At 58.8% G+C, this 23997-nt stretch carries 20 protein-coding genes and 2 pseudogenes; 15 read left to right on the top strand and 7 right to left on the bottom strand.

Annotation, left to right across the window (positions count from 1 at the left end):
- Positions 1-2 precede the first annotated feature (2 nt).
- Positions 3-1241 (bottom strand): cytosine deaminase, encoded by a 1239-nt coding sequence (gene codA / locus ACEPAJ_RS17715; RefSeq protein ID WP_425916630.1) that lies wholly within the window; start codon positions 1239-1241, stop codon positions 3-5.
- Positions 1242-1537: 296 nt separating this feature from the next.
- Between codA and ACEPAJ_RS17710 the strand changes: the two genes are divergently transcribed.
- Entirely contained in the window at positions 1538-2266 is a 729-nt protein-coding gene (locus tag ACEPAJ_RS17710) for a hypothetical protein (RefSeq protein WP_425916628.1), read from the top strand.
- A gap of 324 nt (positions 2267-2590) precedes the next feature.
- Here ACEPAJ_RS17710 and ACEPAJ_RS17705 read toward each other — a convergent pair.
- From ACEPAJ_RS17705 to ACEPAJ_RS17695, 3 genes and pseudogenes are all read right to left on the bottom strand, one after another.
- Positions 2591-3641: pseudogene (locus ACEPAJ_RS17705) on the bottom strand (alkene reductase).
- A 17-nt stretch (positions 3642-3658) separates the two neighbouring features.
- A complete protein-coding gene (locus tag ACEPAJ_RS17700; protein ID WP_425916627.1) occupies positions 3659-4825 on the bottom strand; it encodes an MFS transporter in 1167 nt (388 codons plus the stop codon).
- Positions 4826-4862: 37 nt separating this feature from the next.
- Complete coding sequence (locus ACEPAJ_RS17695; RefSeq protein ID WP_425916625.1) at positions 4863-5165, bottom strand: ArsR/SmtB family transcription factor; 303 nt, start codon at positions 5163-5165, stop codon at positions 4863-4865.
- A gap of 128 nt (positions 5166-5293) precedes the next feature.
- On the opposite strand from ACEPAJ_RS17695, the gene ACEPAJ_RS17690 reads away from it, so the two are divergent.
- Positions 5294-5878: an ACP phosphodiesterase gene (locus ACEPAJ_RS17690; RefSeq protein ID WP_425916623.1), complete on the top strand. Its 585-nt coding sequence runs from the start codon at positions 5294-5296 to the stop codon at positions 5876-5878.
- Here the strand turns inward: ACEPAJ_RS17690 and ACEPAJ_RS17685 are convergent.
- Both ACEPAJ_RS17685 and olsB read right to left on the bottom strand, forming a co-directional pair.
- The gene (locus ACEPAJ_RS17685; RefSeq protein ID WP_425916621.1) at positions 5875-6663 is read right to left on the bottom strand and encodes a lysophospholipid acyltransferase family protein; all 789 of its coding nucleotides are present in this window, start codon (positions 6661-6663) and stop codon (positions 5875-5877) included. The two genes, ACEPAJ_RS17690 and ACEPAJ_RS17685, sit on opposite strands and share 4 nt — an antisense overlap.
- Positions 6664-6746: 83 nt before the next feature.
- Positions 6747-7505 (bottom strand): L-ornithine N(alpha)-acyltransferase, encoded by a 759-nt coding sequence (olsB, locus tag ACEPAJ_RS17680; RefSeq protein WP_425916619.1) that lies wholly within the window; start codon positions 7503-7505, stop codon positions 6747-6749.
- 140 nt (positions 7506-7645) lie between these two features.
- Between olsB and ACEPAJ_RS17675 the strand changes: the two genes are divergently transcribed.
- The 5 genes from ACEPAJ_RS17675 (at position 7646) to ACEPAJ_RS17655 (ending at position 12394) form a co-directional block, all read left to right on the top strand.
- The gene (locus tag ACEPAJ_RS17675) at positions 7646-8533 is read left to right on the top strand and encodes an acyl-CoA dehydrogenase (protein ID WP_425916617.1); all 888 of its coding nucleotides are present in this window, start codon (positions 7646-7648) and stop codon (positions 8531-8533) included.
- Positions 8534-8759: 226 nt separating this feature from the next.
- Positions 8760-9545, top strand: coding sequence for an MBL fold metallo-hydrolase (locus ACEPAJ_RS17670; RefSeq protein WP_425916615.1), 786 nt, complete (start codon positions 8760-8762; stop codon positions 9543-9545).
- Positions 9546-9667: 122 nt separating this feature from the next.
- Positions 9668-10792 (top strand): serine hydrolase domain-containing protein, encoded by a 1125-nt coding sequence (locus ACEPAJ_RS17665; RefSeq protein ID WP_425916613.1) that lies wholly within the window; start codon positions 9668-9670, stop codon positions 10790-10792.
- A complete protein-coding gene (locus ACEPAJ_RS17660; protein WP_425916611.1) occupies positions 10789-11127 on the top strand; it encodes an amidase in 339 nt (112 codons plus the stop codon). Before ACEPAJ_RS17665 ends, ACEPAJ_RS17660 begins: the two co-directional genes overlap by 4 nt.
- A 109-nt stretch (positions 11128-11236) precedes the next feature.
- Positions 11237-12394 (top strand): phospholipase D-like domain-containing protein, encoded by a 1158-nt coding sequence (locus ACEPAJ_RS17655; protein WP_425916609.1) that lies wholly within the window; start codon positions 11237-11239, stop codon positions 12392-12394.
- 66 nt (positions 12395-12460) lie between these two features.
- Here ACEPAJ_RS17655 and ACEPAJ_RS17650 read toward each other — a convergent pair whose 3' ends face one another.
- Positions 12461-13636 (bottom strand): thiolase family protein, encoded by a 1176-nt coding sequence (locus ACEPAJ_RS17650; protein WP_425916607.1) that lies wholly within the window; start codon positions 13634-13636, stop codon positions 12461-12463.
- A gap of 172 nt (positions 13637-13808) precedes the next feature.
- Between ACEPAJ_RS17650 and ACEPAJ_RS17645 the strand changes: the two genes are divergently transcribed.
- From ACEPAJ_RS17645 to ACEPAJ_RS17610, 8 genes and pseudogenes are all read left to right on the top strand, one after another.
- Complete coding sequence (locus ACEPAJ_RS17645) at positions 13809-15491, top strand: fatty acid--CoA ligase (protein WP_425916605.1); 1683 nt, start codon at positions 13809-13811, stop codon at positions 15489-15491.
- Positions 15492-15863: 372 nt separating this feature from the next.
- On the top strand, positions 15864-17864 hold the full coding sequence (locus ACEPAJ_RS17640) for a DUF1302 domain-containing protein (protein WP_425916603.1): 2001 nt from the start codon (positions 15864-15866) through the stop codon (positions 17862-17864).
- Between the two features lie 30 nt (positions 17865-17894).
- Entirely contained in the window at positions 17895-19262 is a 1368-nt protein-coding gene (locus ACEPAJ_RS17635) for a DUF1329 domain-containing protein (protein WP_425916601.1), read from the top strand.
- Positions 19263-19539: 277 nt separating this feature from the next.
- Positions 19540-21315: a hypothetical protein gene (locus ACEPAJ_RS17630; RefSeq protein ID WP_425916599.1), complete on the top strand. Its 1776-nt coding sequence runs from the start codon at positions 19540-19542 to the stop codon at positions 21313-21315.
- Positions 21312-21938 carry a hypothetical protein gene (locus tag ACEPAJ_RS17625; protein WP_425916597.1) on the top strand — a complete coding sequence of 209 codons (627 nt, stop codon included), beginning with the start codon at positions 21312-21314 and terminating at the stop codon, positions 21936-21938. Before ACEPAJ_RS17630 ends, ACEPAJ_RS17625 begins: the two co-directional genes overlap by 4 nt.
- Positions 21939-22069: 131 nt before the next feature.
- Positions 22070-22264: pseudogene (locus tag ACEPAJ_RS17620) on the top strand (response regulator transcription factor); the annotation flags it as partial.
- A gap of 209 nt (positions 22265-22473) precedes the next feature.
- A complete protein-coding gene (locus ACEPAJ_RS17615) occupies positions 22474-23118 on the top strand; it encodes an MBL fold metallo-hydrolase (protein WP_425916595.1) in 645 nt (214 codons plus the stop codon).
- Positions 23119-23229: 111 nt separating this feature from the next.
- Complete coding sequence (locus tag ACEPAJ_RS17610; RefSeq protein WP_425916593.1) at positions 23230-23886, top strand: OmpA family protein; 657 nt, start codon at positions 23230-23232, stop codon at positions 23884-23886.
- The last annotated feature ends 111 nt before the right edge of the window (positions 23887-23997 follow it).

Here is a 23997-nt window from a genome sequence, read left to right as displayed (position 1 = left end):
GCCTAGCCGAGGCGGCTGATCTGCGCGGGTGTGCGCTGCATCAGTACCTTGCCAGCACGGATCGAAACCAGCGCGTGGCCCTGGCTGCGCAGCATTTCATAGTCGTCAGGCGCGGACAGAATTAGCAAGTTCGCCGGGCGACCTACCGCCAATCCATAGCGCTCGCCCAGGTTCAGGGTCTTCGCACTGTGGTCGGTGATGAAGTCCAGGCAGCGCTGCAGGTCGTCGTAACCGAGCATGTGGCAGATGTGCAGGCCGGCTTCGAGAATACGCAGGATGTTGCCGTTACCCAGCGGGTACCAGGGGTCGACGATGGAATCCTGCGCCAGGCAGACATTCATCCCCGCCCGATCAAGCTCCGCCACGCGGGTCAGGCCGCGGCGCTTGGGGAAGCTGTCAAAGCGACCTTGCAGGTGGATGCTCTCGGTGGGGCAGGAGATAAAGTTGATCTGCGATTGCTTGAGCAGGCGAAACAGCTTCGAGCAATAAGCGTTGTCGTAAGAGCCCATGGCCGTGGTGTGGCTGGCGGTAACGCGCTCGCCCATGCCGCGCACGCGCGCTTCCTCGGCCAGCACTTCGAGAAACCGCGAGTGCGGATCGTCAGTTTCGTCGCAATGCACATCCACCAGGCAGTCGGTGCGTTCGGCCAGATCCATGAGGAACTTGATCGAGCTGACGCCCTGCTCGCGGGTGTTCTCAAAGTGCGGAATGCCGCCCACCACATCGGCGCCGAGGGCTATCGCCTGCTCCATCAATGCGCGGCCGTTGGCGAACGACTCGATACCCTCCTGAGGGAAGGCCACAATTTGTAGGTCGATCAAGTGACGCACTTCATCGCGCACCTCGACCATTGCTTTAAGTGCTGCGAGCGTTGGGTCGGTCACGTCGACGTGGGTGCGCACGTGCTGAATACCATGGTCGACCAGCATGTCGATGGTCTTGCGCGCCCGCTGCTTGGTGTCTTCATGGGTGACCAACGCCTTGCGCTCACCCCAGCGCTCGATCCCTTCAAACAACGTGCCGCTCATATTCCAGGCGGGTTCGCCGGCGGTGAGAGTGGCGTCGAGGTGAATGTGCGGCTCGATAAAGGGCGCAGTGACCAGATTGCCGGCGGCGTCCAGGTCGTTGGCCGTGGCAGCAACGAGGGCCGGCTGCTCCGTGATCGCGGCAATGCGCTCACCGTCCAGTTCGATGCGGTACAGGCCGGGTTGCTTGCGTAGGCGGGCGTTGACGATATTCATCCACTATTCCTTGTACTTCGCGGCGGCGAGAGCCGCCAGATTTGCAGGGCTACGGCGATGTTCAGGCGATCATGCGGATCGTCGAATGAACAGACGGTTAGGGCTTCGATACCTGGCAAACCCGTGTTTGGATGAGGCTAATCTACCCGAAGCAGTCGATGGCAACAGGCTGAAAACGGCCAGAAGCGGTCATCGAGTGCCTAGGAAATTCGGGCGATTCATTACACCTAATGATGTCAGCCGCTTTGGGCCAGGTGTAGCATCTCAACCTAAATCACCACCTGTTAAGGATAACAATGAAAAAAAATACGGTCCGCTTTGCACCTTGGGTCGGCTCCAAGTATGCGGAAGGGTTTTGCGGTCTACGCATTCTCTTGGTTTGCGAATCTCACTATGGCGATAAGAAGCATGAGCGCCCAACAGCTACTCCTGAAATAGTGAAGGCTCTAGCGTTAGGCGAGAGACATCCTCGGGCAACCGGCAAGCTCCGGCGTCACCCGCACTTCACTAAAATAATGAGTGCAGTGAAAAACGTTAGAGAAAGTTTCTCCAGAGCACAAAAAAAGGAATTCTGGCATAGCGTTGCCTATTACAACTTTCTGCAGGAATTCATACGCGACACACGTGTTTTACCACCCAAAGATGCTTGGGAGCGTGGTGACAGTGCATTTGCCGAAGTCTTGGACGTGTTGGCTCCGGATTTGATTGTTTGCCTCAGTGCGCGTAACGGTCGTCGGATTCGATCGCTAGCTAACGGCGTGCCGGTAGCAGTGGTGAATCACCCTTCTTCGCGTTTTGCTTATTCCAAAGTCAATCCAGTCATCGCTAAACATATGGTGATCGCCTTGGAGAGAAAGGCACAAGCACCGGCATTCACTAGCAGTGATTCTTTTGAACGCTGGTGCGAGGCCACAGCCTCTGCTTTACCCACACCTGGTTCACTCCTTTCAGAGTCGGACAAGATTGCGATTCTTTTGGAGCGGAGGGCATCTATGGCTGCGCTTGATGATTCGGTACTGGCATAGGCAATAAACGACTTCTTTTGGTCGATAGTTACCCGTCACAGAGTCGAGTTGGATGCAGTCGCTGGTCACGGCTACTGCAAATAGCTCGGCAGAGGTCGTGCAGTTGGGCGCTAGAGTGAGCAGCAGTTACACAACTGCAAGCTAACTAAAGCTGGCGGGTAGACCTAGGGTAGCGGGCAGGGATAGTTGCGCGATTTGCACGGTGAAATAAGTCCGTGGTGCATAAAGTAAAAAGCCCGGTGCAGTGCACCGGGCTTTTTTGCTGCAAGGAGCCTGCTCGGATAGGCGTGAACCTATTACCGGGCAAGGCATTGCGCCCTTGGCTTACAGCGTTGGGTAGTCGAGGTAGCCGACTGGGCCGGAGCCGTAGAAGGTTTCCGGGTGCGGGGCGTTCAGCTCGGCGTCTTGCGCCAGGCGTGCTGGCAGGTCTGGGTTGGCGATAAACGGAATGCCGAAGGCCACGGCATCGGCTTTGCCGCTTTGCAGCCAGGCGTTGGCCTGATCTTTAGTGAAACGCTCGTTGGCGATAAACACGCCGCCGAAGGCTTCTTTCAGGCTTGGCGACAGGCTGTCGTCGGCTTCTTTCTCACGGGCGCAGATAAAGGCGATGCCGCGTTTGCCCAGCTCGCGCGCGACGTAGGTAAAGGTCTCGGCGCGGTTGGCGTCGCCCATGTCATGGGAGTCGGCGCGCGGTGCCAGGTGCACACCCACGCGGCCAGCGCCCCAGACTTCAATCGCGGCATCGGTGACTTCCAGCAGCAGGCGCGCACGGTTTTCCAGGCTGCCGCCGTAGCGGTCAGTGCGCTGGTTGGTGCTGCTTTGCAGGAACTGGTCGAGCAGGTAACCATTGGCGCCGTGGATTTCCACGCCATCAAACCCAGCGGCTTTGGCGTTTTCTGCGCCCAGGCGATAGGCGTCGACGATGTCGGCGATTTCTTCTGTTTCCAGTGCGCGCGGGGGTGACGTAGTCCTTCATTGGGCGCACCAGGCTGACGTGCCCGGCCGGTTGGATGGCGCTTGGCGCTACCGGCAGTTGGCCATTCAGGTAAATCGGGTCGGAGATCCGGCCGACGTGCCACAGCTGCAGGACGATTTTGCTGCCGGCGGCATGCACAGCCTTGGTGATGTTGCTCCAGCCGCGTACCTGTTCATCCGACCAGATGCCGGGGGTGTCCGGGTAGCCGACGCCCATCGGGGTAACGGCGGTGGCTTCGCTGATGATCAGGCCAGCTGATGCGCGCTGCACGTAGTACTCGGCCATCATCGCGTTAGGCACGCGGCCTTCGTCGGCGCGGCAGCGGGTCAGCGGTGCCATGATGATGCGGTTGTTCAGTTCAAGGTCGCCGATCGTGATCGGGTCGAAAAGCGTAGTCATGGGACGGTCCTCTCAGGTTATTCGTTGAGTGCTAGTTCAGGTGCAGGCGCACGGGTGCTGAAGGTCAGCAGGGTGGCGAGCAGCGCCAGTACGGCCAGGGCTGCTGCTGCCAGGGGCACGCGGGTGAGGCCAAAACCTTCGGCAATCACCAGGCCGCCCACCCAGGCGCCAAGGGCATTGCCGAGGTTGAAGGCGCCAATATTCAGGGTCGAGACCAGGTTCGGTGCGCCGCTGCCGAAAGCCACCACATTGACCTGCAAGGCGGGTACGGCGGCAAAGGCGGCGATGGCCCAGAGGAACAGGGTGACTTCGGCCGGGATCAGCGCCTGGCTGGTCCAGCTAAACAGGGTCGAGACCACGGCCATGGCGACGAATACGCCGAGCAGGGTGGCTTTCAAATTACGGTCAGCCAGGCGGCCGCCGAGCACGTTGCCCAGGGTCAGGCCAAGGCCGATCAGCAGCAGGGTCCAGGTCACGCCGTTGGGTGACACGCCGGTAACATCACCAAGCAGCGGCGCGATATAGGTGAACAGGGCGAACATCGATGCGGAGAACATGACCGTGGTGCTCAGCGCCAGCCACAACCCAGCACCGCGCAGGGCGCGCACCTCGCTGGCAAAATCGGCCTTCACTTCATCGGTTTTGTTTGGCAGTACGCGCCACAAACCGATCAGTGCGATCACACCGATCACCGTGACCGCCCAAAAGGTCGAGCGCCAGCCGGCGTATTGGCCCAAGGCGGTGCCCAGCGGTACGCCCAGCACATTGGCCAGCGTCAGGCCGGTGAACATCAGCGCCACGGCTGAGGCGCGGCGGTTAGCCGGCACCAGGCTGGCGGCCACCACCGAGCCGATACCAAAGAATGCGCCATGGCAGAGGGCGGTGATCACCCGCGCCAGCATCAGCATTTGATAGTCGCTGGCCAGGGCACAGAATAGATTGCCGCCGATAAAGATGCTCATCAGCGTCAGCAGCGCGGCTTTGCGCGGCCAACTGGAGGTGACCAGCGCCATAAAGGGCGCGCCGATAGCAACGCCGAGGGCGTAACCGGTCACCAGCCAGCCGGCGCCGGGGATCGATACGCCGAGGTCGCCAGCCACTTCCGGCAGCAGACCCATGATGACGAATTCCGTGGTGCCGATGGCAAACGCGGATAAAGCGAGGACGAGAAGCGCTGTAGGCATGCCGTCAGTTCCTGATAAAGATGAATAAGGGTTAGGTTTAAAGCGTTTGGCTGATGTGCGTGAGGAACGCCTGGATGGTCTCTTCATTGCGTTTGAAGAAATTCCACTGGCCGACCTTCCTGCTGCTGATCAGGCCGGCGCGTTGCAAGGTCGCCAGGTGCGCGGACACTGTCGACTGCGACAGCCCGGTGCGTTGGTCGATTTGCCCGGCGCACACGCCGATGTCCAGCGGGTGGTCCTGGTCGGTGAAATACGCCTGAGGGTCTTTCAGCCATTGCAGAATGTCGCGCCGCACGGGGTGGGCCAGGGCTTTGATCACTTCATCAATGTCGAGTTGCATGCGGGTCGTCCCGTGTGTGCTGTCACGCCATATCGCGATGGGGCGAACCTTATATCGGTCGCTGACGATATACAGATCGTTCGTGACGATAGTCATCATCACGGGTGCTGATGTGTAAGCTGTAAGGCATGAATTACCTCGCGCATTTACACCTCGGCGGCGACGCGCCGGCTCAATTGCTGGGCAGCCTGTATGGCGATTTCGTCAAAGGGCCGCTGGCCGGGCAGTGGCCGGCGGATATCGAAGCGGCGATTCGCCTGCACCGGCGCATCGATGTGTTTACCGACAGCCATCCGCTGCAGTTGCAGGCGCGGGCGCGTTTTCCTGCCGAGCGGCGGCGTTATGCCGGGATTCTGCTGGACGTGTTTTTCGATCACTGCCTGGCGCTGAACTGGGCCGACTACGCCGCCGAGCCTTTGCCGATTTTTACCGGGCGGGTTTATCAGGTGCTCAATACCGAGCCGCGTTTGCCCGAACGCCTGGCGCTGATTGCGCCACGCATGGCGGCGCAGGACTGGTTGGGCAGTTACCGTGAATTTGCCGTGCTGGAGCAGGTGGTCGGCGGCATTCAGCGACGCCTGTCGCGCCCACAAGGGTTGGAGGGTGCGATGCCTGAGTTGCAGCGGCTGTACCAGCCGCTGCTGGCGGATTTTCAGCAGTTTTATCCCGAGCTACAGGCCTTTGTTGCCCGTGAGCGAGGGTTGGCGGATTAAGCGGCCTGGTCTTGAATGGCTACTGGCCGCTCAGCCTCGGCTGCACCAAACAGCGCCTGCCGGATCGATTGCTGCGCGGCGCGCGCCAGGGCATTGCGACTCAGCTCTGCGCTGGCAATCGGCGTGAGCAGCTGGATCTGCACCTCGGCCAGGTCACTGCCGAGCAAGCGCAGCAGGTGCGAGAGCATATCGTCATCACCAATAAACGGCGCCACGCTGCACGGCTGGCCGCCGCGCAGGTAACGGATGGCCACCGGTTGCACCGCGACGCCGCTGTCGATGGCGCTGCTCAGCAGGCGGCCGTGAAAGGTGCGCAGGTCGAGGCCATCGGTGGTGGTGCCTTCGGGGAAGATCAGCAGGTTGCGCCCTTGCTGCAAGTGTTTGCCGAGTTGCTGATTGAGCAGCCCGCTATCCGCCGAGCCGCGGCGGATAAACAGGGTGCCTGCCTTGAGTGCCAGCCAGCCTGCGACGGGCCAACTGCGCACCTCGGCCTTGGACAGAAACGACAGCGGAGTGAGCATGCCGAGCAGCGGGATATCGGTCCAGGACACGTGATTGCTGACCCACAGCATCGGCTGCTGCGGTAGATCACCCTGCACCTGCAGACGAAACGGCAGCGCCGCCGCCAGGCGTGCGAGAAACCAGCGGGTTAGGCGCTGGCGGGTTGGCATCAGGTCATGCCGGGCCAGGCGCTCCAGCAAGGTGATGCCCGCCGCCATCAGGGTGCCGAGGCTGATCACCGCCAATAGGCGCGCTAAACGCAGGTATAAACGCAATTTCTTCATCAGGCTCTCTCGCTGCCAAGACACAAACGCCGGCACTGTCTACAGAGTGCCGGCGAGTTGTGCAACATTACGCCGAGCTGCTGTTAAACAGCGGCTTTGAAATGCCGTGCATAGCGCGGACAAAGCTCATCACGCTTGAGCAGGATAAACACATCGGCGACCTGGAAGTCCTGGTCCCAGCACGGCTCGCCACAGATCTTCGCACCCAGGCGCATATAGGCCTTGAGCAGCGGCGGCATTTCGGTGATCACGTTGCTTGGCACATCCAGCGCCGGCAGCGGGGTCTTCGGCTCGGCGCGCAGGTGTTCGGTGCACAGGTAGCGTTCACGCAAGCGCTGCATGATCGCCTGGGCCTGAATGCCGCCGTCTTGCATGGAGATGCTGGCGCAGCCCATCAGGTAGCGGTAGCCGCCTTCATTGAGCACTTCGGCCAGTTCGCCCCAGAGCACGGCAATGGTCGCGCCGTTGCGGTAGGCGGGGTCAACGCAGGTGCGGCCGATTTCCAGCACGGGCCCTTCGAGGTGCACGAGGCCGTGTAGGCTGAATTCTTCTTCGCTGTAAAAGCGCCCCAGGCTGGCTGCGGCCTGATGATCGAGCAGGCGCGTGGTGGCCACCAGTTGGCCGCTGTTCATGTCACGCACGCCGATGTGCTGGCAGTGAATGTCATAGTCATCCATGTCCAGACCCTGTTCGGCACCCTTGAGCTTGGCATCGAACTCGGCGCTGAATACGCGAAAGCGTAAGGCCTGGGCTTCGCGTAGCGCGGCAGCACCGAGTAAACGCTCGGCCTGCAGGCGCCGTGCTGGAGTAGTGCGGTCGCGGGTGATTGCCATCTGAGTCATGCCTGAGTCTCCGTGAGCCGGTTTTTTGTCTTGCGGCCGGTCGATCTTGTTGGGCAAGCTCAGGCTAGGTAGCGGTGGTGTCACCTCCGTTAAGTTTTGGTGATGCTTGTGTGACAGATAACGCCAACAAGGAGCAATGCATGCACTGGCAACAACTGTTGAGCCCGCAGGCGCGTCTGCCCGTCGCGGGCCCGGAGGCGTGGTACGCCAGCCTGCTTGAGCGCATCGCCAACCCGTCGCCGTTGCAGCTGGCGGTGCTCGGCGGGCGCTTGGCGGCAACACCGGGGTTGGCATTTCTTGCCGGTTACCAAGGCGCGTTGCGCGCACTCTGGCCGGCGGCGCCCTGGACGTTGGGCGCATTGTGCGTGACTGAAAACCGCAGCACCCGTCCGGCGGACATGAGCACGCGGATCAGCGCACTGGCCCTCACCGGTCGCAAGGATTTCGTCACCGCTGCGCAAGCTGCTGATTGGCTGCTGGTGGCTGCGCGCGAGGAGGCGGCGGGTCAACCACCGCGGCTCGCCTTGGGTGTGGTGCGCAACGGCGCACCGGGCGTGCATGTTGAGACATTGCCGGCGTTACCGCTGATGCCAGATGTCAGCCATGGCCGTTTGCATCTGCACGAGGCGCATTGCGAACGCCTGCCCGGTGATGGTTGGGATGACTACGTGAAACCCTTCCGCACCTTGGAAGACACCCACGTGCTGGCGGCGCTCACCGCCTGGCTGTTTGCGGTGGGCCAGGAGTCAAACTGGCCGCAAGCCTTGCAGCTAAGACTGCTTGGCCTGTTGGCCGGCTGCGCGGAAGTGGCGCGGCAATGCCCGAGCGCGGCTGGCAGCCATTTGCTGCTGGCCGGCCTGTTTGCCCAGTTCGACAGCCTGGGTGGTGAGCTGAATGCCGCCTTTGCCGTCGGCGATGGGCACTGTGCGCAGTTGTGGCAACGCGACAAGGGCCTGTTGGCGATTGCCAACAGTGCGCGGCGCAAACGGCTGGAGAAGGCTCAGGCAGTGCATGGCATAACCCTCTAGCAGGGTTCAGCTGGCTGGCTAACCGCGCATGGGGGCCAACGGCATTTGATCGTTGATACGCCACGAGTAGCCCGGATGTAATCCGTGAAGGGTTTGAGGCAAAGGCTTGCCCCGGACTGCATCCGGGCTATGGGTTTAATCGGCACATGTTTGCCTGCTTGATCCAGATCAGTAAGGCTCGGTCGCTACAACATTAAGCTCGCCGCCTTTCGGGAGAGAGCCTGCCATGCGACGCGAGCCTATAGTACTGTTCGATAACGGCGAGCATCAGTGCATGATGTTCGATGACTTGGTCAGCGGGGAGGGCGTGCAGTCCAACCAGTTTCTGATCACCGACAACGAGCAATACCTGCTGCTCGATCCGGGCGGCGACTTGACCTACACGCCGCTGTCGATGGAGCTGTCCAAGCACATTCCGGTGCAGGACCTGACCTACATCTTCGCTTCGCACCAAGACCCGGACATCATCGCCTCGTTGGACAAATGGCTGCTGCATACCCGTGCGCAGGTGATTTGTTCCAAGCTGTGGGCGCGCTTTCTGCCGCACTTGACGGCCAACTATCTGGCACTCAGCCGTGGCATCAACACCTTTGACCGGATCATCGCTTTGCCGGATCGCGGTGAGTCGTTTGCCCTCGGCAAATGCACGCTCAAAGCAGTCCCGGCGCACTTCCTACACTCGGTGGGCAATTTCCAGCTGTATGACCCGGTAAGCAAAATCCTGTTCTCTGGCGATATGGGCGCCTCCTTGGTGGATGACGCGCACCCGGTGACGGACTTCGTCAACCATGTGCCGAACATGCTTGGCTTTCACCGGCGCTATATGGCCGGCAACAAGGTTTGCCGACTGTGGGCGGCCATGGTGCGCGAGATGGATGTGGCGATGATCGTGCCGCAACACGGGCGGCCGTTTATCGGCGCGCAAATGATCAATGCCTTTCTCTACTGGATCGAAAACCTGGAGTGCGGCATGGACCTGATGGGCCCCGAGGACTACCGCCTACCCAAGTGATCGGCGGCTAAGTGCACTGACTTTTCGCGCCGAATCGCCGGATAAACAGGCGCGTTCGACGCTTTTTGTCGTCATCGACGCCATGCTAGGGTGCCGCCTTCGATCCTTGTAGAGGCGGCGCCATGTCTTTCACTCTCTTTCCCGCACGGCGGCTGATACTGGCGTGTGTCTTCGGCCTGGGTGGCGCGACAGCGCAGGCCGAAAACTGGCCAGGTGACGACTGGGCCAGCCAACTGACGCCGCCCAGTGCCGCGCTCAGTGAGCTTGAACGTTACGCCTTCCCAACCCGCGATGACGCCACCCGCCAAGGCGTGCGCACCGATGCCTTGCTGGTGATCCGTGACGGCCAAGTGGTGTATGAACGTTATGCCGCGCCCACCACTGCCGATACCGCGCACCTGACGTGGTCGATGGCCAAGAGCCTTTTGGCGACCACCATGGGAGTGGCCTACGGTGAAGGGCGTTTCCGCCTGGATGCCCCGGTGGCCGATTACTACCCGCCATTTGCCGCGCATCCGCAGGTAAAAATCGGGCACCTGCTCAACTGGGCCTCGGGCCTGGACTGGCAGGAAGACTATGAATACGCACCGCTGAAATCCTCAGTGGTGGCGATGCTCTACACCCGTGGTCGCAGCGATATGGCGGCTTTCACTGCCGCACACAACGCCGACGCCGAACCGGGTCAGCGCTTTCGCTATTCCAGTGGCGACAGCAACGTCCTGGCTGCGGCGCTTAAGAACATGGTCGGCGCCGAGGCCTATGCCGATTACCCCTGGACTGCGCTGTTTGACCCGCTGGGTATCAAGACAGCGGTGTGGGAACGCGATGCGGCTGGCACCTTTGTCGGCTCGTCTTACGCCTACATGAGTGCCCGTGACTTGGCCCGCGTTGGCCTGCTGATGCAGCGCGATGGCCGCTGGGGCGAGCAGCAGTTGCTGCCCAAGGCCTGGGTCGAATTCAACCGCACGCCGTTTGCCAACTACCAGCCGCAGTCCGAGAAGCCTGGGGAAGCGGTGCCCGGCGGGCAGTGGTGGCTTAACGTGGCGGTGGCTGGCGCGGGTAAACCTTGGCCGGATGCGCCGAGCAACATGTTGGTCGCCTCAGGCCACTGGGGGCAGGGTTTGTATGTGTTGCCTGACGAGCAGCTGGTGATCGTGCGTTACGCCGATGATCGTGATGCCAGCTTTGATCGCAATCACTTCCTCAAACTGGTACTCGCGGCCATGGCCACTGAGGTGCAGCCATGATCCGTCGTCGCCCGTTCAGCGCAGTGTTGTTGCTGATCGTGTTGTTGCTCGCCGCCTTGATCTGGCAAAACCGCACCCATCTGCAAGCCTTCCCCGACATCATCGGCGCGTACTCTGCCAAGGAGTATTGCTCATGCCGCTACGTGGCCAACAATCCGGCGGATTATTGCGAGGCTTATGTGGCGCAGTACGTGCCGCTGTCAGGCTTTTGGGATGATGCAGCGCATAAGCGCGTTACGGCTCGCGGTCTAGGCCGTACGCACAGTGCACAGTGGCTGAGTCCGCGCCAGGGTTGCCAGCTGCTGCCAGAACCCGCTGCGCTGCCCACGCCTTGAAGACGACGCCATTGCGCGGGCTTGCATTGCAGGGCAGGGCGGCTATGGTGGCCTCTTCGTTGCTGTCCGTGACCTGTCATGCCTGAAACCCAGTGTTGTGTGGAGCCCCATGGCCTATAGCGTATTCCCTTGGCGGCGCGGCAATGCGGTGAGCTTGCTGGTCGATGGGCCGTGTTTTTTTGCGCAAATGCTCACGCGTATTAATGCGGCTCAGCGCCATGTTGAGTTGGAGCTGTATCTGCTGGAAAGTGGCGCCTGCGCCACGGCGTTACTGGATGCCCTGTGTGCTGCCGCGGAGCGCGGCGTCGCGGTGCGTTGCCTGTTCGATGGCTATGGTGCGCAAGGCTTGTTGCTGGCGGACCGTCAGCGCCTGGAAGCCGCGGGTATCCAGGTGCGGTGGTACAACCCAGTACGCTGGCGGCATGGCGTGCGTAACTTTCACCGTGACCACCGCAAAGTATTGGTGGTCGATGAGCAGTTCGCTTTTGTCGGCGGCACTGGCGCCACAGATGCCTTCTGGCAGCCTGGCGAGGCTGAGAGCCGCTGGCATGAGGTTATGGTCGAAATCAGCGGTCCTCTGGTGGCCGACTGGTTGCAGCTGTTTGAGCGCCAGTGGCAGGTGGACCAAAGCTGGATCGTCTGGCGACCGCGTTTGCCATTGCGCGTGAAAACCTTATTGGCAATACCTGCTGTGGGCGATGGCTTGGGCCGTGTCGCGTTTGCTGACGCGGTGCAGCATCGCGACATTCTGTTTTCGCTGGTGCGTATGTTGCGCAGTTCCAAGCGGCGTATCTGGCTGGCCACGCCTTATTTCTTACCGACTTGGCGGGTGCGCCGGGTGCTGCGCCAAGCGGCTGCGCGTGGTGTTGATGTGCGCCTGCTGTTGGCCGGTAACAATACGGACCATCCGCCAATCCGTTTTGCCGGGCAGCGTTATTACGCCAGTTTGCTGAAGGCCGGTGTGCAGATATTTGAATACCAGCCGCGCTTTCTGCATCTGAAGATGGTGCTAGTGGACGACTGGGTGAGCATTGGCTCCTGCAATTTCGATCACTGGAACCTGCGCTTTAACCTGGATGCCAACCTTGAGGCGCTCGATCCTTCGTTTACCGCCAGCGTGGCGGCGTGCTTTGAGCGAGACTTTGCCGACAGCCAGTTGATTGATGGCAAAGCCTGGCTGGCCAGGCCTTGGTACATCCGCGTGCAGCAGAAAGTTTGGGGCATTTTGGATCAGCTGATGTTCAAGCTGCTGAATCGTCGACGCTGAATCTGGCTGCTGCCCAGAATGGCGGGCGCAAAGGTGCGCGAGCCACTCTGGGCAGGGTGTGTTGCCTTAAATAAGCTCGACTGCCACGGCAGTCGCTTCACCACCGCCGATGCACAGCGAGGCGATGCCACGCTTGCCGCCGGTGTTTTTCAGCGCATTGATCAGGGTCAGGATGATCCGCGAACCGGTGGAACCGACCGGGTGACCCTGGGCGCACGCACCGCCGTAGATGTTGACCTTGGCGTGATCCAGGCCGTGCTCACGCATGGCCAGCATGGTGACCATGGCAAAGGCTTCGTTGATTTCGAACAGGTCGACCTCGGCCTTGTCCCAGCCGGTTTTCTTCAACAGGGTAGTGATTGAGCCAATCGGCGCGATGGTGAACTCGCTCGGGTCCTGGCTCTGGGTCGCGTGCGCCACGATTTTCGCCAACGGCTTGAGGCCACGCTTTGCCGCTTCGTCGGCGGTCATCAGCAGCAGGGCGGAGGCACCGTCGGAGATCGAACTGGCGTTGGCCGCGGTGATCGTGCCGTCCTTGCGGAAGGCCGGCTTGAGGCCGGGGATCTTCTCCAGGTTGGCGTTCAACGGCTGCTCATCGTCTTTGACCAGCACATCGCCCTTGCGGCCGCTGACGGTGATCGGGACGATTTCCGCATCCAGCGCGCCGCTGGCGATGGCGGCTTGGGCGCGTTTCAGTGACTCAATGGCATAGGCGTCCATTTCCTCGCGGGTGATGCCGTACTGGTCGGCGGTTTCCTGGGCGAAAGAGCCCATCAGGCGGCCCGTACGGGCATCTTCTAGGCCGTCGAGAAACATGTGATCCTTGATCTCGCCATGCCCCATGCGCAGGCCCGCGCGGGCTTTGGTCATGATGTAGGGCGCGTTGGACATGCTTTCCATGCCGCCGGCGATCATCACCTCATTGCTCCCAGCCTTTAGCGAATCAAAGGCCTGCATCACCGCCTTCATGCCCGAACCACAGAGTTTATTGATGGTGGTGCAGCCGGTGGCGGCCGGCAGGCCAGCATTCAACGAGGCCTGGCGCGCCGGGCCTTGCTTCAGGCCGGCAGGCAGCACGCAACCCATGATCACTTCCTGCACGTCGGCCGGGGCAATGCCAGCGCGCTCAACGGCCGCGCGAATAGCGGCTGCGCCCAGGTCTACCGCCGCAACGCTCGACAGGCTGCCTTGAAAACCACCCATCGGCGTACGTGCGCCGCTGACGATGACAATATCGGACATCGGAAAACTTCCTATATGAGGTAAACGAACGCAATGACGAGCCGTTGATTCTACTGCGTGACTAAAAATGCCCAAAGAGTCATGCGGAAAATCATTCTTTGGGCTGATTTGGGCGACCGCCGAGGGCTCTAAATTGACCGCACTGATAAAACTCGTGAATTAAGGTACCGCCATGCTGCAGACCCGTTTGATTCCCGCCGCCGCGAATGCTCATCAAGCCCCTCTGTTGATCAAACGCCTGCTGTTGTCCGGCATCCGTTATGAGAAAAGTCGTGAAATCGTTTACCGCGACCAGATGCGCTACAGCTATGCCACCCTCAATGAGCGGATTGCCCGACTGGCCAACGTGCTGACTGAGGCGGGGGTCAAGGCCGGTGATACCGTGGCGGTGATGGACTGGGACAGCCACCGCTACCTGGAGTGCATGTTCGCCATCCCGATGATTGGAGCGGTGCTGCACACCATCAACATTCGCCTCTCGGCCGATCAGATTTTGTACACCATGAACCATGCCGAGGATAAGTTCGTGCTGGTTAACAGCGAGTTCGTACCGCTCTATAAAGGTATTGAAAGTCAGCTGACCACGGTGCAGAAAACTATTCTGCTTACCGACGCAGCGGATAAGTCCGCAGACGTGGGCGGCCTGGTGGGTGAATACGAAAACTTGCTCGCCGCGGCCAGCCCCTGCTACGACTTCCAAGATTTCGACGAAAACTCAATCGCCACCACCTTCTACACCACAGGCACCACCGGCAACCCCAAAGGCGTGTACTTCAGCCACCGTCAGCTGGTGCTTCACACCCTGGCAGAAGCCAGTGTGCTGGGTAGCCTGGACAGCATTCGCCTGCTGGGCACCAACGATGTGTACATGCCGATTACTCCGATGTTCCACGTACATGCCTGGGGCATTCCTTATGTCGCCACCATGTTGGGGGTTAAACAGGTTTATCCCGGTCGTTATGAGCCGGACATGTTGTGCCAGCTGATCAAGCAGGAAAAGGTCACCTTCTCTCATTGTGTGCCGACCATTTTGCAAATGGTGATGAACGCCCCGATCGCTCAGGATCATGATTTCGGTGGGTTGAAAATGATCATCGGCGGCAGCGCCCTCAACCGCTCGCTCTACGATGCGGCCAAGGCGCGCGGCATTCAGCTGACGGCTGCTTACGGCATGTCAGAAACCTGCCCGCTGATTTCCTGCGCACATATCAATGATGAGTTGATGGCCGGCAGCGAGGACGAGCGCACCACTTACCGAATCAAAGCCGGCGTGCCAGTACCGCTGGTAGAAGCCGCCATTATGTCCGCCGATGGCACCCTGTTACCGGCCGACGGTGAAAGCCAGGGCGAGCTGGTGCTGCGTGCCCCGTGGCTGACTCAGGGTTACTTCCGCGAGCCGGAGAAGGGCGCTGAACTGTGGGAGCACGGCTGGCTGCACACCGGCGACGTGGCCACCATCGACGATTTCGGCTTTATCGATATCCGCGACCGCATCAAGGATGTGATCAAGACCGGCGGTGAGTGGATCTCCTCCCTGGCACTGGAAGACCTGATCAGCCGTCACCCCGCGGTGCGAGAAGTGGCTGTGGTGGGTGTGGTCGACCCGCAGTGGGGCGAGCGGCCGTTTGCGCTGCTGGTGTTACATGAAGGGCAGAGCCTGGATGCCAAGGGGCTAAAGGAACACCTTAAGCCGTTTGTTGATCAAGGCAGCATCAACAAGTGGGCGATACCGTCGCAAATTGCTCTTGTTACCGAAGTTCCCAAGACCAGTGTCGGTAAGCTCGACAAGAAACGTATTCGTCTGGATATCGTTCAGTGGCAGGCCGCCGGTAGTCCATTCCTCTCAACTGTTTAAGCATTTTTGTAACGGGCGCAGCCTTAGGCGGCGTCCATTGCACGGCTGTTTTTAAGTGTCATTTAGATCATGCAAATCAAGCGCTTAAGTTGGTTCTTTAGGCGGCTTTTAGAGTTGCTTGTACTGCGCAGCGCGCTATACCAGTGACTGCAAGCGAGATTGATTTTAGTGACTGGTCAGTCAAACAAGCGTTTGGCTTGCTAATTGCTCCCTTCAAACCATTCTTGGCTCTGCCGGTCGTGGCGAGCACGCTGAAACCAGCGAGCCAGAGTGCCTGGGAGCTAAAAATCACCCTTTCGAGGGATCAAGCAGAAGTACCCGCTGGCTATAGTCCGCACCATCCATAACAAAAAAACACATGGAGTAGCGTCGATGACAAAAACAAAACAAACCTGGCGCCTGGCAAGACTGCCACTGGCCGTCAGCCTCGCATCCACCCTCGCCGCCCCTGCATTCGGCGTTACTTTCAATATTGGTGAAATCGAAGGTCAGTTCGACTCGTCCCTGTCGGTTGGTGCGAGCTGGTCGGTTAAAGGTGCTGATAAAGACCTGATCGGGGTGAACAACGGTGGTCGTGGTCTTTCGCAGACTTCTGATGACGGGCACCTGAACTTTAAGAAAGGCGAAACTTTCTCGAAGATCTTTAAGGGTATTCATGACCTTGAATTGAAATATGGTGATACCGGCGTATTTGTTCGCGGTAAGTATTGGTATGACTTTGAACTTAAAGATGAAAGCCGTCAGTTTAAAGATATTAGTGATAGCAACCGTAAAGAAGGCGCTCAGTCTTCTGGTGCGCAAATTCTCGATGCTTTCGTTTACCACAATTACGCTATTGGCGATCAGCCAGGTTCCGTGCGTCTTGGTAAGCAAGTAGTTAGCTGGGGTGAAAGTACATTTATCCAGGGCGGTATTAACTCGATCAACCCTGTTGATGTATCAGCTTTTCGCCGTCCTGGAGCGGAAATCAAGGAAGGCTTGATTCCGGTCAACATGTTCTATGTTGCGCAAAGTCTGACTGAAAATCTCTCAATGGAGGCATTCTATCAATTAGAGTGGGATCAGACCGTTACTGATAACTGCGGTACGTTCTTCGCCCAGGCTGATATTGTTTCTGACGGGTGTGATCAAAATCTAAATGTTCTTGCCTCTTTGAGTCCTGCGCAGTTGGCGCAGATCAATGGCGGCCTTACTACATTCAACGGTCTTCTGGGTGGCGATGCCGCTTTGGTTTCATCTACCAGCGAGGGTGTTATTGTACCGCGCAAGGGTGATGTAGATGCTCGTGATAGTGGCCAGTGGGGCTTGGCTTTCCGTTATATGTTTGAGCCGCTTGATACTGAGTTTGGTGCATACTTTATGAATTATCATAGTCGTGCGCCGATATTTAGTGGTGCTGCTCAAAGTGCTTCTGCTCTCAGTTCCATCGATGCATTGGTTCAGACAACATTCAACCAAACTTATACTGGTCTAACTGGTGCCGGAGTGGGTGCTGTAGCTGCAGCAGGTCAAGCTGGTTCAAGTGCGTCTAATGTCGGTGCCTTGGCTTATGCCGCCAATGGTGGCTACTTCATGGAATATCCTGAAGATATCAAGCTTTATGGTATGAGCTTCTCAACCACGCTTCCGACCGGCACTGCATGGAGTGGTGAAATTAGCTATCGGCCTAACGCCCCTGTTCAATTGAACTCGACTGATGTGCTATATGCAGGTCTTCGTGGTATTAACTTTAACTTGCCTCCCGCGCTAGGTGGTGCAAACCGTAACCCCTATGATGCCGTGTCGCCGCTCGGTCCGGATTCTGAGGGGGTGCTACATGGGTACAAACGTAAAGAAATTACCCAGCTACAAACTACATTTACCCACTTCGTTGATCAGGTTATGGGCGCTTCTCGCCTGACTCTGGTTGGTGAAGTTGGTTGGACACATGTCGGTGGTTTGGAAAGCGACAAAGATATTCGTTATGGGCGTGACCCTATCTTTGGCACTGCTGGTGATATGTGTGGGCCGGTAAACGCTTCTACAGGTGGTGGGCGAAGTTCTTCGCAAATGCTGGATAAAGCTTGCGATCGAGACGGTTTCACTACTACCGACTCTTGGGGCTATCGCGCCCGTGCTATTTGGGACTATCCCGATGCATTCGCTGGTGTAAACCTCAAGCCAAGTGTGGCTTGGTCACATGATGTAGATGGTTACTCGCCTGGCCCAGGCGGTAACTTTGAAGAAGGCCGTAAAGCTATCAGCCTGGGGCTGGACGCCGAATACCAGAATACGTATACCGCCAGCGTTTCCTACACTAACTTCTTTGACGGTAAGTATTCGACTATTGATGACCGCGACTTCGTAGCACTCAGCTTCGGTATGAACTTCTAAGCGGACGAGATTTTGAGGACGACTATGACTATGAAAACAACAAAAAGTCTGCTGAAAACCGGCGCGTTGACACTCACGTTGCTGGCTAGCAGTGTGATGGCGGCGGTATCGCCAGATGAAGCGGCCAAGCTGGGGACTACGCTGACGCCTGTAGGTGCGGAAATGGCCGGCAACGCTGATGGTTCGATTCCAGCCTGGACCGGTGGCTTGCCGGTTAACGCCGGTGTTGTCGATTCAGCCGGCTTTCTAGCGGACCCGTTCCCGAATGAGCAACCGCTGTTTACCATCACTGCGCAAAACGTGGATCAGTACAAAGACAAGCTGACTCCAGGCCAACTGGCGATGTTTAAGCGTTACCCGGAAAGCTACAGAATGCCGGTGTTCGCTACTCACCGTACCGCCACCATGCCGGATTTCGTTTTGGATGCAGTGAAGAAAAACGCTGTTAATACCAAGATGGTCGAGGGCGGTAACGGTCTTGAGAACTTCGATCAGGCCATTCCTTTCCCAATCCCCAAGGATGGTTTAGAAGCCATCTGGAACCACATCACCCGCTACCGTGGTGGCAGCGTGAAGCGTCTGGTTACTCAGGCGACTCCGCAAGCCAATGGTTCCTACAGCCTGGTCTACTTCCAGGATGAGTTCACCTTCCGTGGGGCGCTGAAAGATGCCGACACCAGCAAGCCAAGCAACGTGCTGTTCTACTTTAAGCAACGCGTAACGGCACCTTCGCGTCTGGCCGGTAACGTGTTGCTGGTACACGAAACGCTCAACCAGGTGAAAGAGCCGCGTTTGGCGTGGCTATACAACGCTGGCCAGCGTCGTGTGCGTCGTGCGCCACAGGTGTCCTATGACGGTCCAGGTACTGCCGCTGATGGCCTGCGTACCTCCGATAACTTCGACTTGTACAACGGTGCGCCTGACCGTTACGACTGGAAGCTGGAAGGTAAGAAGGAAGTTTATATCCCTTACAACAGCTACCGTCTGGACTCGCCAAAGTTGAAGTATGACCAGATCATCAAAGCTGGCCATATCAACCAGGACCTGACCCGTTATGAGTTGCACCGTGTATGGCATGTGACCGCCACCCTGAAGTCGGGCGAGCGTCATATCTATGCAAAGCGTGACTTCTTTATCGACGAAGACACCTGGCAAGCGGCTGCCATCGACCACTACGACGGTCGCGGTACTCTGTGGCGTGTGGCAGAGGCCCATGCTCAGTACTACTACGACAAGAAAGTGCCGTGGTACAGCGTAGAGACTCTGTATGACTTGCTCTCGGGTCGTTACCTGGCTCTGGGTATGAAGAACGAAGAGAAGAGCTCTTACGAGTTCGACTATCCAGCTAAGGAAAGCGATTACACCCCTGCGGCCCTGCGCCAGGCGGGCGTTCGTTAAACCTGAGTAAAACTGCATAAAAGACCGGCCCAATAGGGCCGGTTTTTTTATGCCTTGGTATCCCAAACGACCAATCTGAGCGCCTTCACTTGAAGGCGTAAAAGTGTTTTCTCAATTTCCATATAGCTGCACGATGCTGATAAAAATGCAGCCTATGTATGACTAATCATTACTGTATCCCGCCTGATCGCCGCAAGGGCTTCAAATGCGTGTACCAAGCCGCTAGGCTGCTAGAGATCGCTAGTGCCTCTGTCTGACTACTATAAGAAAACAGCTGATGACTGATCTCTATCCCATTTCTGGCTTAGTTGCCGCGCCCAATGTATTGGGCGGGCATTTCTATCGGCCGCCGCTACCCGCCCGTTATGTACCGCGCCCAGCGCTGTGTGAGCGTTTGCTGGGCGGCTTGGCAGGGCGCCTGCTATTGGTTAGCGCGCCGGCTGGGTTTGGTAAAAGCTCACTGGCCATTGAGTTTTGTGAACATTTGCCCGAGCAGTGGCAAAGCCTGTGGCTGGGCTTGAGCTCGCGCGACAGTGACCCCGGGCGTTTTCTTGAGCGCTTGCTCAGCGGCCTGCAGCCGTTCTTCCCCGGTGTCGGCAAGGAAGCGCTGGGGTTATTACGTTTGCGCCAGCGGCATCAACCGTTTGCTTTCGAAGAGTGGCTTGATGGTCTGCTCGATGAGCTGACGCTGCGCCTTAACCCACAGCAGCCGCTGTTGCTGGTGTTGGACGATTACCATTTGGCCCAAGGTCCGGTTCTCGACCGTTGCCTGCAGTTTTTTCTAAATCACCTGCCGCCAGGGCTGGTGATGCTGGTAACCAGTCGCCAGCGCCCTGATTGGCATTTGTCCCGTTTGCGCCTATCGCGGCAACTGCTGGAGTTGCACGAGCAGGACCTGCGTCTTAGCGACAGCGAAAGTACCGAATTGCTTGCCTTGCAGGGCTCTGAGTTGTCCGCAGAGGCGCTAGCGGTCCTGCTACTGCGCAGCGAAGGATGGGTGGCGGGCTTGCGCTTGTGGTCACTGGCTGCCAGTGAGGCGCAGGCATCTGGCGTACTGTCGACGTTGGCCCAGGGCGGTGATGGGCTCATTCATGACTATCTGCTGGAGGAAGTGATCGAGCGGCAACCCGCAGAGGTACAAGCCTTTCTCTATGAGACGGCCAGCCAGGAGCGCTTCTGCGCCGAACTCTGTGATGCCCTGCGCGATGCCCATGACAGCGCTGCGATTCTTCGCCATCTGCAGGCGCATCAGGTTTTTCTGGTGCCGCTGGATGAGCAGGGTAAATGGTTTCGCTATCACCATCTGTTTTCCGACTTGCTGCGCAGCCGTCCGCAGCCGTCGACCGGTTTGCATTTGCGGGCGTGTCGCTGGTTCAGCGGCGAAGGGCTGCTGGATGAAGCCATTGAGCAGGCGCTACGGGCTGGTCAGCCGGATGTGGCGGCCAACCTGGTGCAGAATCTCTCCGAGGAGCAGCTACTGGCTGAGCAGAACGTCGCCACGTTGCTGCGCTGGAAGATGGATTTGCCCGACAGCCTTCTGACCAGTACCCCGCGTTTGATCTTGTTATACGGCTGGGCATTGGCGTTGGCCTGCCAGCTGGATGCGGCCGAGGAGCTTCTTTTGCAGCTTGGGAGTTTTTTACCTGCACGCGACAGCGCTGAGCAGGAGGGCTTGTTGGCGCAATGGCTCGCCCTGAGCGGCGTGATTGCCCGTGGTCGTGGCGACAGTGCCAAGGCGCAGGCCTATTGCAGTGAAGCGCTAAGTTGTCTGCCACTGGACCGTTATGGTCAGCGGCTGATGTGCCTGTCCAGTCTGGCCAACCTGGCGATTGTGCACGGGGACCTATGGCGCGCGCGCGGGCTGAATCGCGAGGCGTTGGAGTTGGCGCAGCGGGTCGGTAACCCGCTGTTTGAAGCCCTGGCTCATTACGACCGGGCGCGGGTTCTGCAGGCGCGGGGGAAGTACTCCGAGCGCTGGATGAAGTCCGTCTGGGCCTGCAACGCCTTGATAATTTGCCGGCGCGGCGACAGTACGCGGTGCGCGGACGATTGACCCTGTATGAAGGCCATCTGTTGAGCTTGCGCCTGCAGCCCCAGCAGGCACGGCAGAAGCTTCTGGCCGGAATTGCTGAGGCGCGCAATTGTCGTGATATCAGTGTGCTGATCGGTTACTGCGTGCTGGCTAGCCTGGAGGGTCGCAGTGGCAATTTGTCGGAGGCATTTGCCCATTTGGCCGAGGCCGAGCGGCTGATGCATATCTGGGATATTCCACCGATCTACTACCTGGCAATGATCACCCTGACGAAGTGCGAGCTGTGGTTACGCCAGGATCAGCGTGAATTGGCCGGTGTTTGGTTGAGTCGCCTGCTGGATGCCTATGGCGGCGAGCAGGCGGCTGCCGCGCCTGAATTCCATCCGCAACTGCCGCTGCATATTCAGTTACACCTGGCCACCTACGAGCGCCTGCAGGGCGAAGCGGAGCAGGCCGAACGGCGCTTGCGTGGGCTGAGTCAGCTGGCGCATAACGCCGGTGGTCAGCTGCTGGGGGCCATTGCGCAGATGCAGCTGACAGCCATGCTGCGGGATGGCGGGCGTGAGCGTGAGGCGCAGCAACACCTGTGCAGTGCTTTGCAGAGCGCCGCAGGGGTGGCCTGCTGCCCTTCTACGACGTTTTGAGCCAGCACCCCGAGTGGCTGCGCGAACAATTGCTGGCGCTGGATGCGAGTCCCTTGATTGACGCCTTGCTGCAGCATCTACCGCTTACTGCGCAGGCGACCGCTCCTGAAGAAGACGATGCAACGCTCGTCGATGCGCTGAGCGTGCGTGAGCTGGGGGTTTTGGAGTTGATCGCCCAAGGCTGTTCCAATCAGCAAATCAGTGAGCGGTTGTTTATCTCGTTGCATACAGTGAAAACCCACGCGCGGCACATCAATAGCAAGCTAGGGGTCGAGCGGCGAACCCAAGCAGTGGCGCGCGCCAAGAGCCTGGGACTGCTGCACTGATTCAGCTGCCTACTAGGTGACGACTCCGTCTAGGCGGCTTGCGCTGCAGGAGCGGGCCTGTATTGCAGACTGGCTCTTGAGCGGATGGGGTGGTTGGCGTCACCCTTTAGCACTTGTTTGAGCATGCCGCTGCAAGAACCATTGTGACCGAGTGTCCTATGTTGGCGTGCCGTAACCGTAACCGTGCCATTTAATCTGCTGGAGTCTTCATGCAAACCGCTCAACCCGCGCTAATCCGCGAAACCTTCCCTGTTGGGCCTTTGCAGTGCAACTGCACGATCATTGGTGACCCGCTGAGCAAGAAGGCGATTGTGATTGATCCGGGTGGCAACCCCGAGTTGATCATGGCGCGCCTCGAAGCCCATGGCCTCAAAGTGGTCAGCATCATTCATACCCATGCGCACCTGGATCACTTTCTCGCCTCTGGGCAGATGAAGGCGCTGACTGGTGCGACTCTGCACCTGCATAAAGAGGATCAGTTCCTCTGGGATAGCCTCGAAATGCAGTGCCGCATGTTTGGCGTGCCTTACACGCCGGTCCCCGCGCCGGATCAGTGGCTGAGCGACGATCAGGCGCTCGATTGCGGATGTGGCGTGGCGCTGCACACCCCAGGGCACACGCCCGGCTCGATGAGTTTTTGGTTCCCGCAGGACAAGCTGCTGATTGCGGGAGACACGCTGTTCAAGCGTGGTATCGGCCGTACTGATCTGTGGGGCGGCGATTACACCACTATCGAACGCTCGATCAAGCAGCGGCTGTATTGTTTGGATGAAGACGCCACCGTCGTGACCGGCCATGGTGCCGACACGCGATTGGGCGATGAAATGCGTGATAATCCGTTTGTTCGCGCATAGCTGCCGCGCCCTGTTAGCGTGCTGCATCGCCTGGAAAGGAACTTTGCGCGTTATTTCGGCTCTAAACGCCAAGCGAAAGCTCGTATCTAATTGAAATATAAGGAAGCACGCATGAACCTATGGCGAAATCTTGCAGTGGTCACCCTCGGTCTTGGCGTGCTCGCCGGCTGTACCACCAACCCCTATACCGGTGAGCGCGAGGCAGGCAAGGCGGGCATCTACGGTGGTGTCGGTGCTGTTACCGGGGCGGTGATTGGCGCGGCCACATCGAGCAAAAAGGATCGCGGCAAGGGTGCTTTGATTGGTGCTGCTGTCGGTGGCGCGGCCGGTGGTGGTTACGGCTATTACGTCGACACCCAAGAAGCCAAACTGCGCCAGACCCTGCAAGGCACTGGCGTGCAGGTACAGCGCAATGGCGATGACCTGAAGCTGATCATGCCGGGCAATATCACCTTCGCCAGCAACTCGGCGGATATCTCCAGCAGCTTTTACCCAACCCTAAACTCCTTGGTTACCGTGTTTAAGGAATTCAACAAGAATGGCGTCGATATCGTCGGCCATACCGACAGCACCGGCTCCCTTGAGTTGAACCAGAATCTCTCCAATCGCCGTGCGCAGAGTGTCGCCTCTTACCTGAGCGCCAATGGTGTTCCCGCTTCACGGTTGTCGTCTTATGGCGCGGGCCCTAACCAGCCGATTGCCAGTAATGCCACTGAAGCAGGCCGCGCGCAGAACCGTCGGGTTGAAATCAACCTGCGTCCGCTGTAACTGCTGCGTACGTCTAACAGCCGCGCATTCGCCCGAATGCGCGGCTTTTTTATGTCTGCTAGTTGGGCGCGTGGTGTTTAACCGGGATCCAGAGAGCGCGCCTTTAATACC

Source organism: Pseudomonas sp. GWSMS-1, assembly GCF_049847425.1.
Taxonomy (GTDB): Bacteria; Pseudomonadota; Gammaproteobacteria; order Pseudomonadales; family Pseudomonadaceae; genus Aquipseudomonas.
The sequence above is the reverse complement of the archived record's forward strand: the minus strand, read 5'-3'. Positions and strand labels throughout refer to the sequence as shown.

What these genes read in the sequence shown, in the direction of transcription:
- ACEPAJ_RS17640 (WP_425916603.1), top strand. Translation starts at nt 15,864, where the DNA reads ATGACAAAAACAAAACAAACCTGGCGCCTGGCAAGACTGCCACTGGCC.
- ACEPAJ_RS17700 (WP_425916627.1), bottom strand. Translation starts at nt 4,825, where the DNA reads ATGCCTACAGCGCTTCTCGTCCTCGCTTTATCCGCGTTTGCCATCGGC.
- ACEPAJ_RS17665 (WP_425916613.1), top strand. Translation starts at nt 9,668, where the DNA reads ATGTCTTTCACTCTCTTTCCCGCACGGCGGCTGATACTGGCGTGTGTC.
- ACEPAJ_RS17670 (WP_425916615.1), top strand. Translation starts at nt 8,760, where the DNA reads ATGCGACGCGAGCCTATAGTACTGTTCGATAACGGCGAGCATCAGTGC.
- ACEPAJ_RS17610 (WP_425916593.1), top strand. Translation starts at nt 23,230, where the DNA reads ATGAACCTATGGCGAAATCTTGCAGTGGTCACCCTCGGTCTTGGCGTG.
- ACEPAJ_RS17690 (WP_425916623.1), top strand. Translation starts at nt 5,294, where the DNA reads ATGAATTACCTCGCGCATTTACACCTCGGCGGCGACGCGCCGGCTCAA.
- ACEPAJ_RS17695 (WP_425916625.1), bottom strand. Translation starts at nt 5,165, where the DNA reads ATGCAACTCGACATTGATGAAGTGATCAAAGCCCTGGCCCACCCCGTG.
- ACEPAJ_RS17615 (WP_425916595.1), top strand. Translation starts at nt 22,474, where the DNA reads ATGCAAACCGCTCAACCCGCGCTAATCCGCGAAACCTTCCCTGTTGGG.
- ACEPAJ_RS17685 (WP_425916621.1), bottom strand. Translation starts at nt 6,663, where the DNA reads ATGAAGAAATTGCGTTTATACCTGCGTTTAGCGCGCCTATTGGCGGTG.
- ACEPAJ_RS17630 (WP_425916599.1), top strand. Translation starts at nt 19,540, where the DNA reads ATGACTGATCTCTATCCCATTTCTGGCTTAGTTGCCGCGCCCAATGTA.
- ACEPAJ_RS17710 (WP_425916628.1), top strand. Translation starts at nt 1,538, where the DNA reads ATGAAAAAAAATACGGTCCGCTTTGCACCTTGGGTCGGCTCCAAGTAT.
- ACEPAJ_RS17645 (WP_425916605.1), top strand. Translation starts at nt 13,809, where the DNA reads ATGCTGCAGACCCGTTTGATTCCCGCCGCCGCGAATGCTCATCAAGCC.
- ACEPAJ_RS17660 (WP_425916611.1), top strand. Translation starts at nt 10,789, where the DNA reads ATGATCCGTCGTCGCCCGTTCAGCGCAGTGTTGTTGCTGATCGTGTTG.
- ACEPAJ_RS17675 (WP_425916617.1), top strand. Translation starts at nt 7,646, where the DNA reads ATGCACTGGCAACAACTGTTGAGCCCGCAGGCGCGTCTGCCCGTCGCG.
- ACEPAJ_RS17650 (WP_425916607.1), bottom strand. Translation starts at nt 13,636, where the DNA reads ATGTCCGATATTGTCATCGTCAGCGGCGCACGTACGCCGATGGGTGGT.
- codA (WP_425916630.1), bottom strand. Translation starts at nt 1,241, where the DNA reads ATGAATATCGTCAACGCCCGCCTACGCAAGCAACCCGGCCTGTACCGC.
- olsB (WP_425916619.1), bottom strand. Translation starts at nt 7,505, where the DNA reads ATGACTCAGATGGCAATCACCCGCGACCGCACTACTCCAGCACGGCGC.
- ACEPAJ_RS17635 (WP_425916601.1), top strand. Translation starts at nt 17,895, where the DNA reads ATGAAAACAACAAAAAGTCTGCTGAAAACCGGCGCGTTGACACTCACG.
- ACEPAJ_RS17655 (WP_425916609.1), top strand. Translation starts at nt 11,237, where the DNA reads ATGGCCTATAGCGTATTCCCTTGGCGGCGCGGCAATGCGGTGAGCTTG.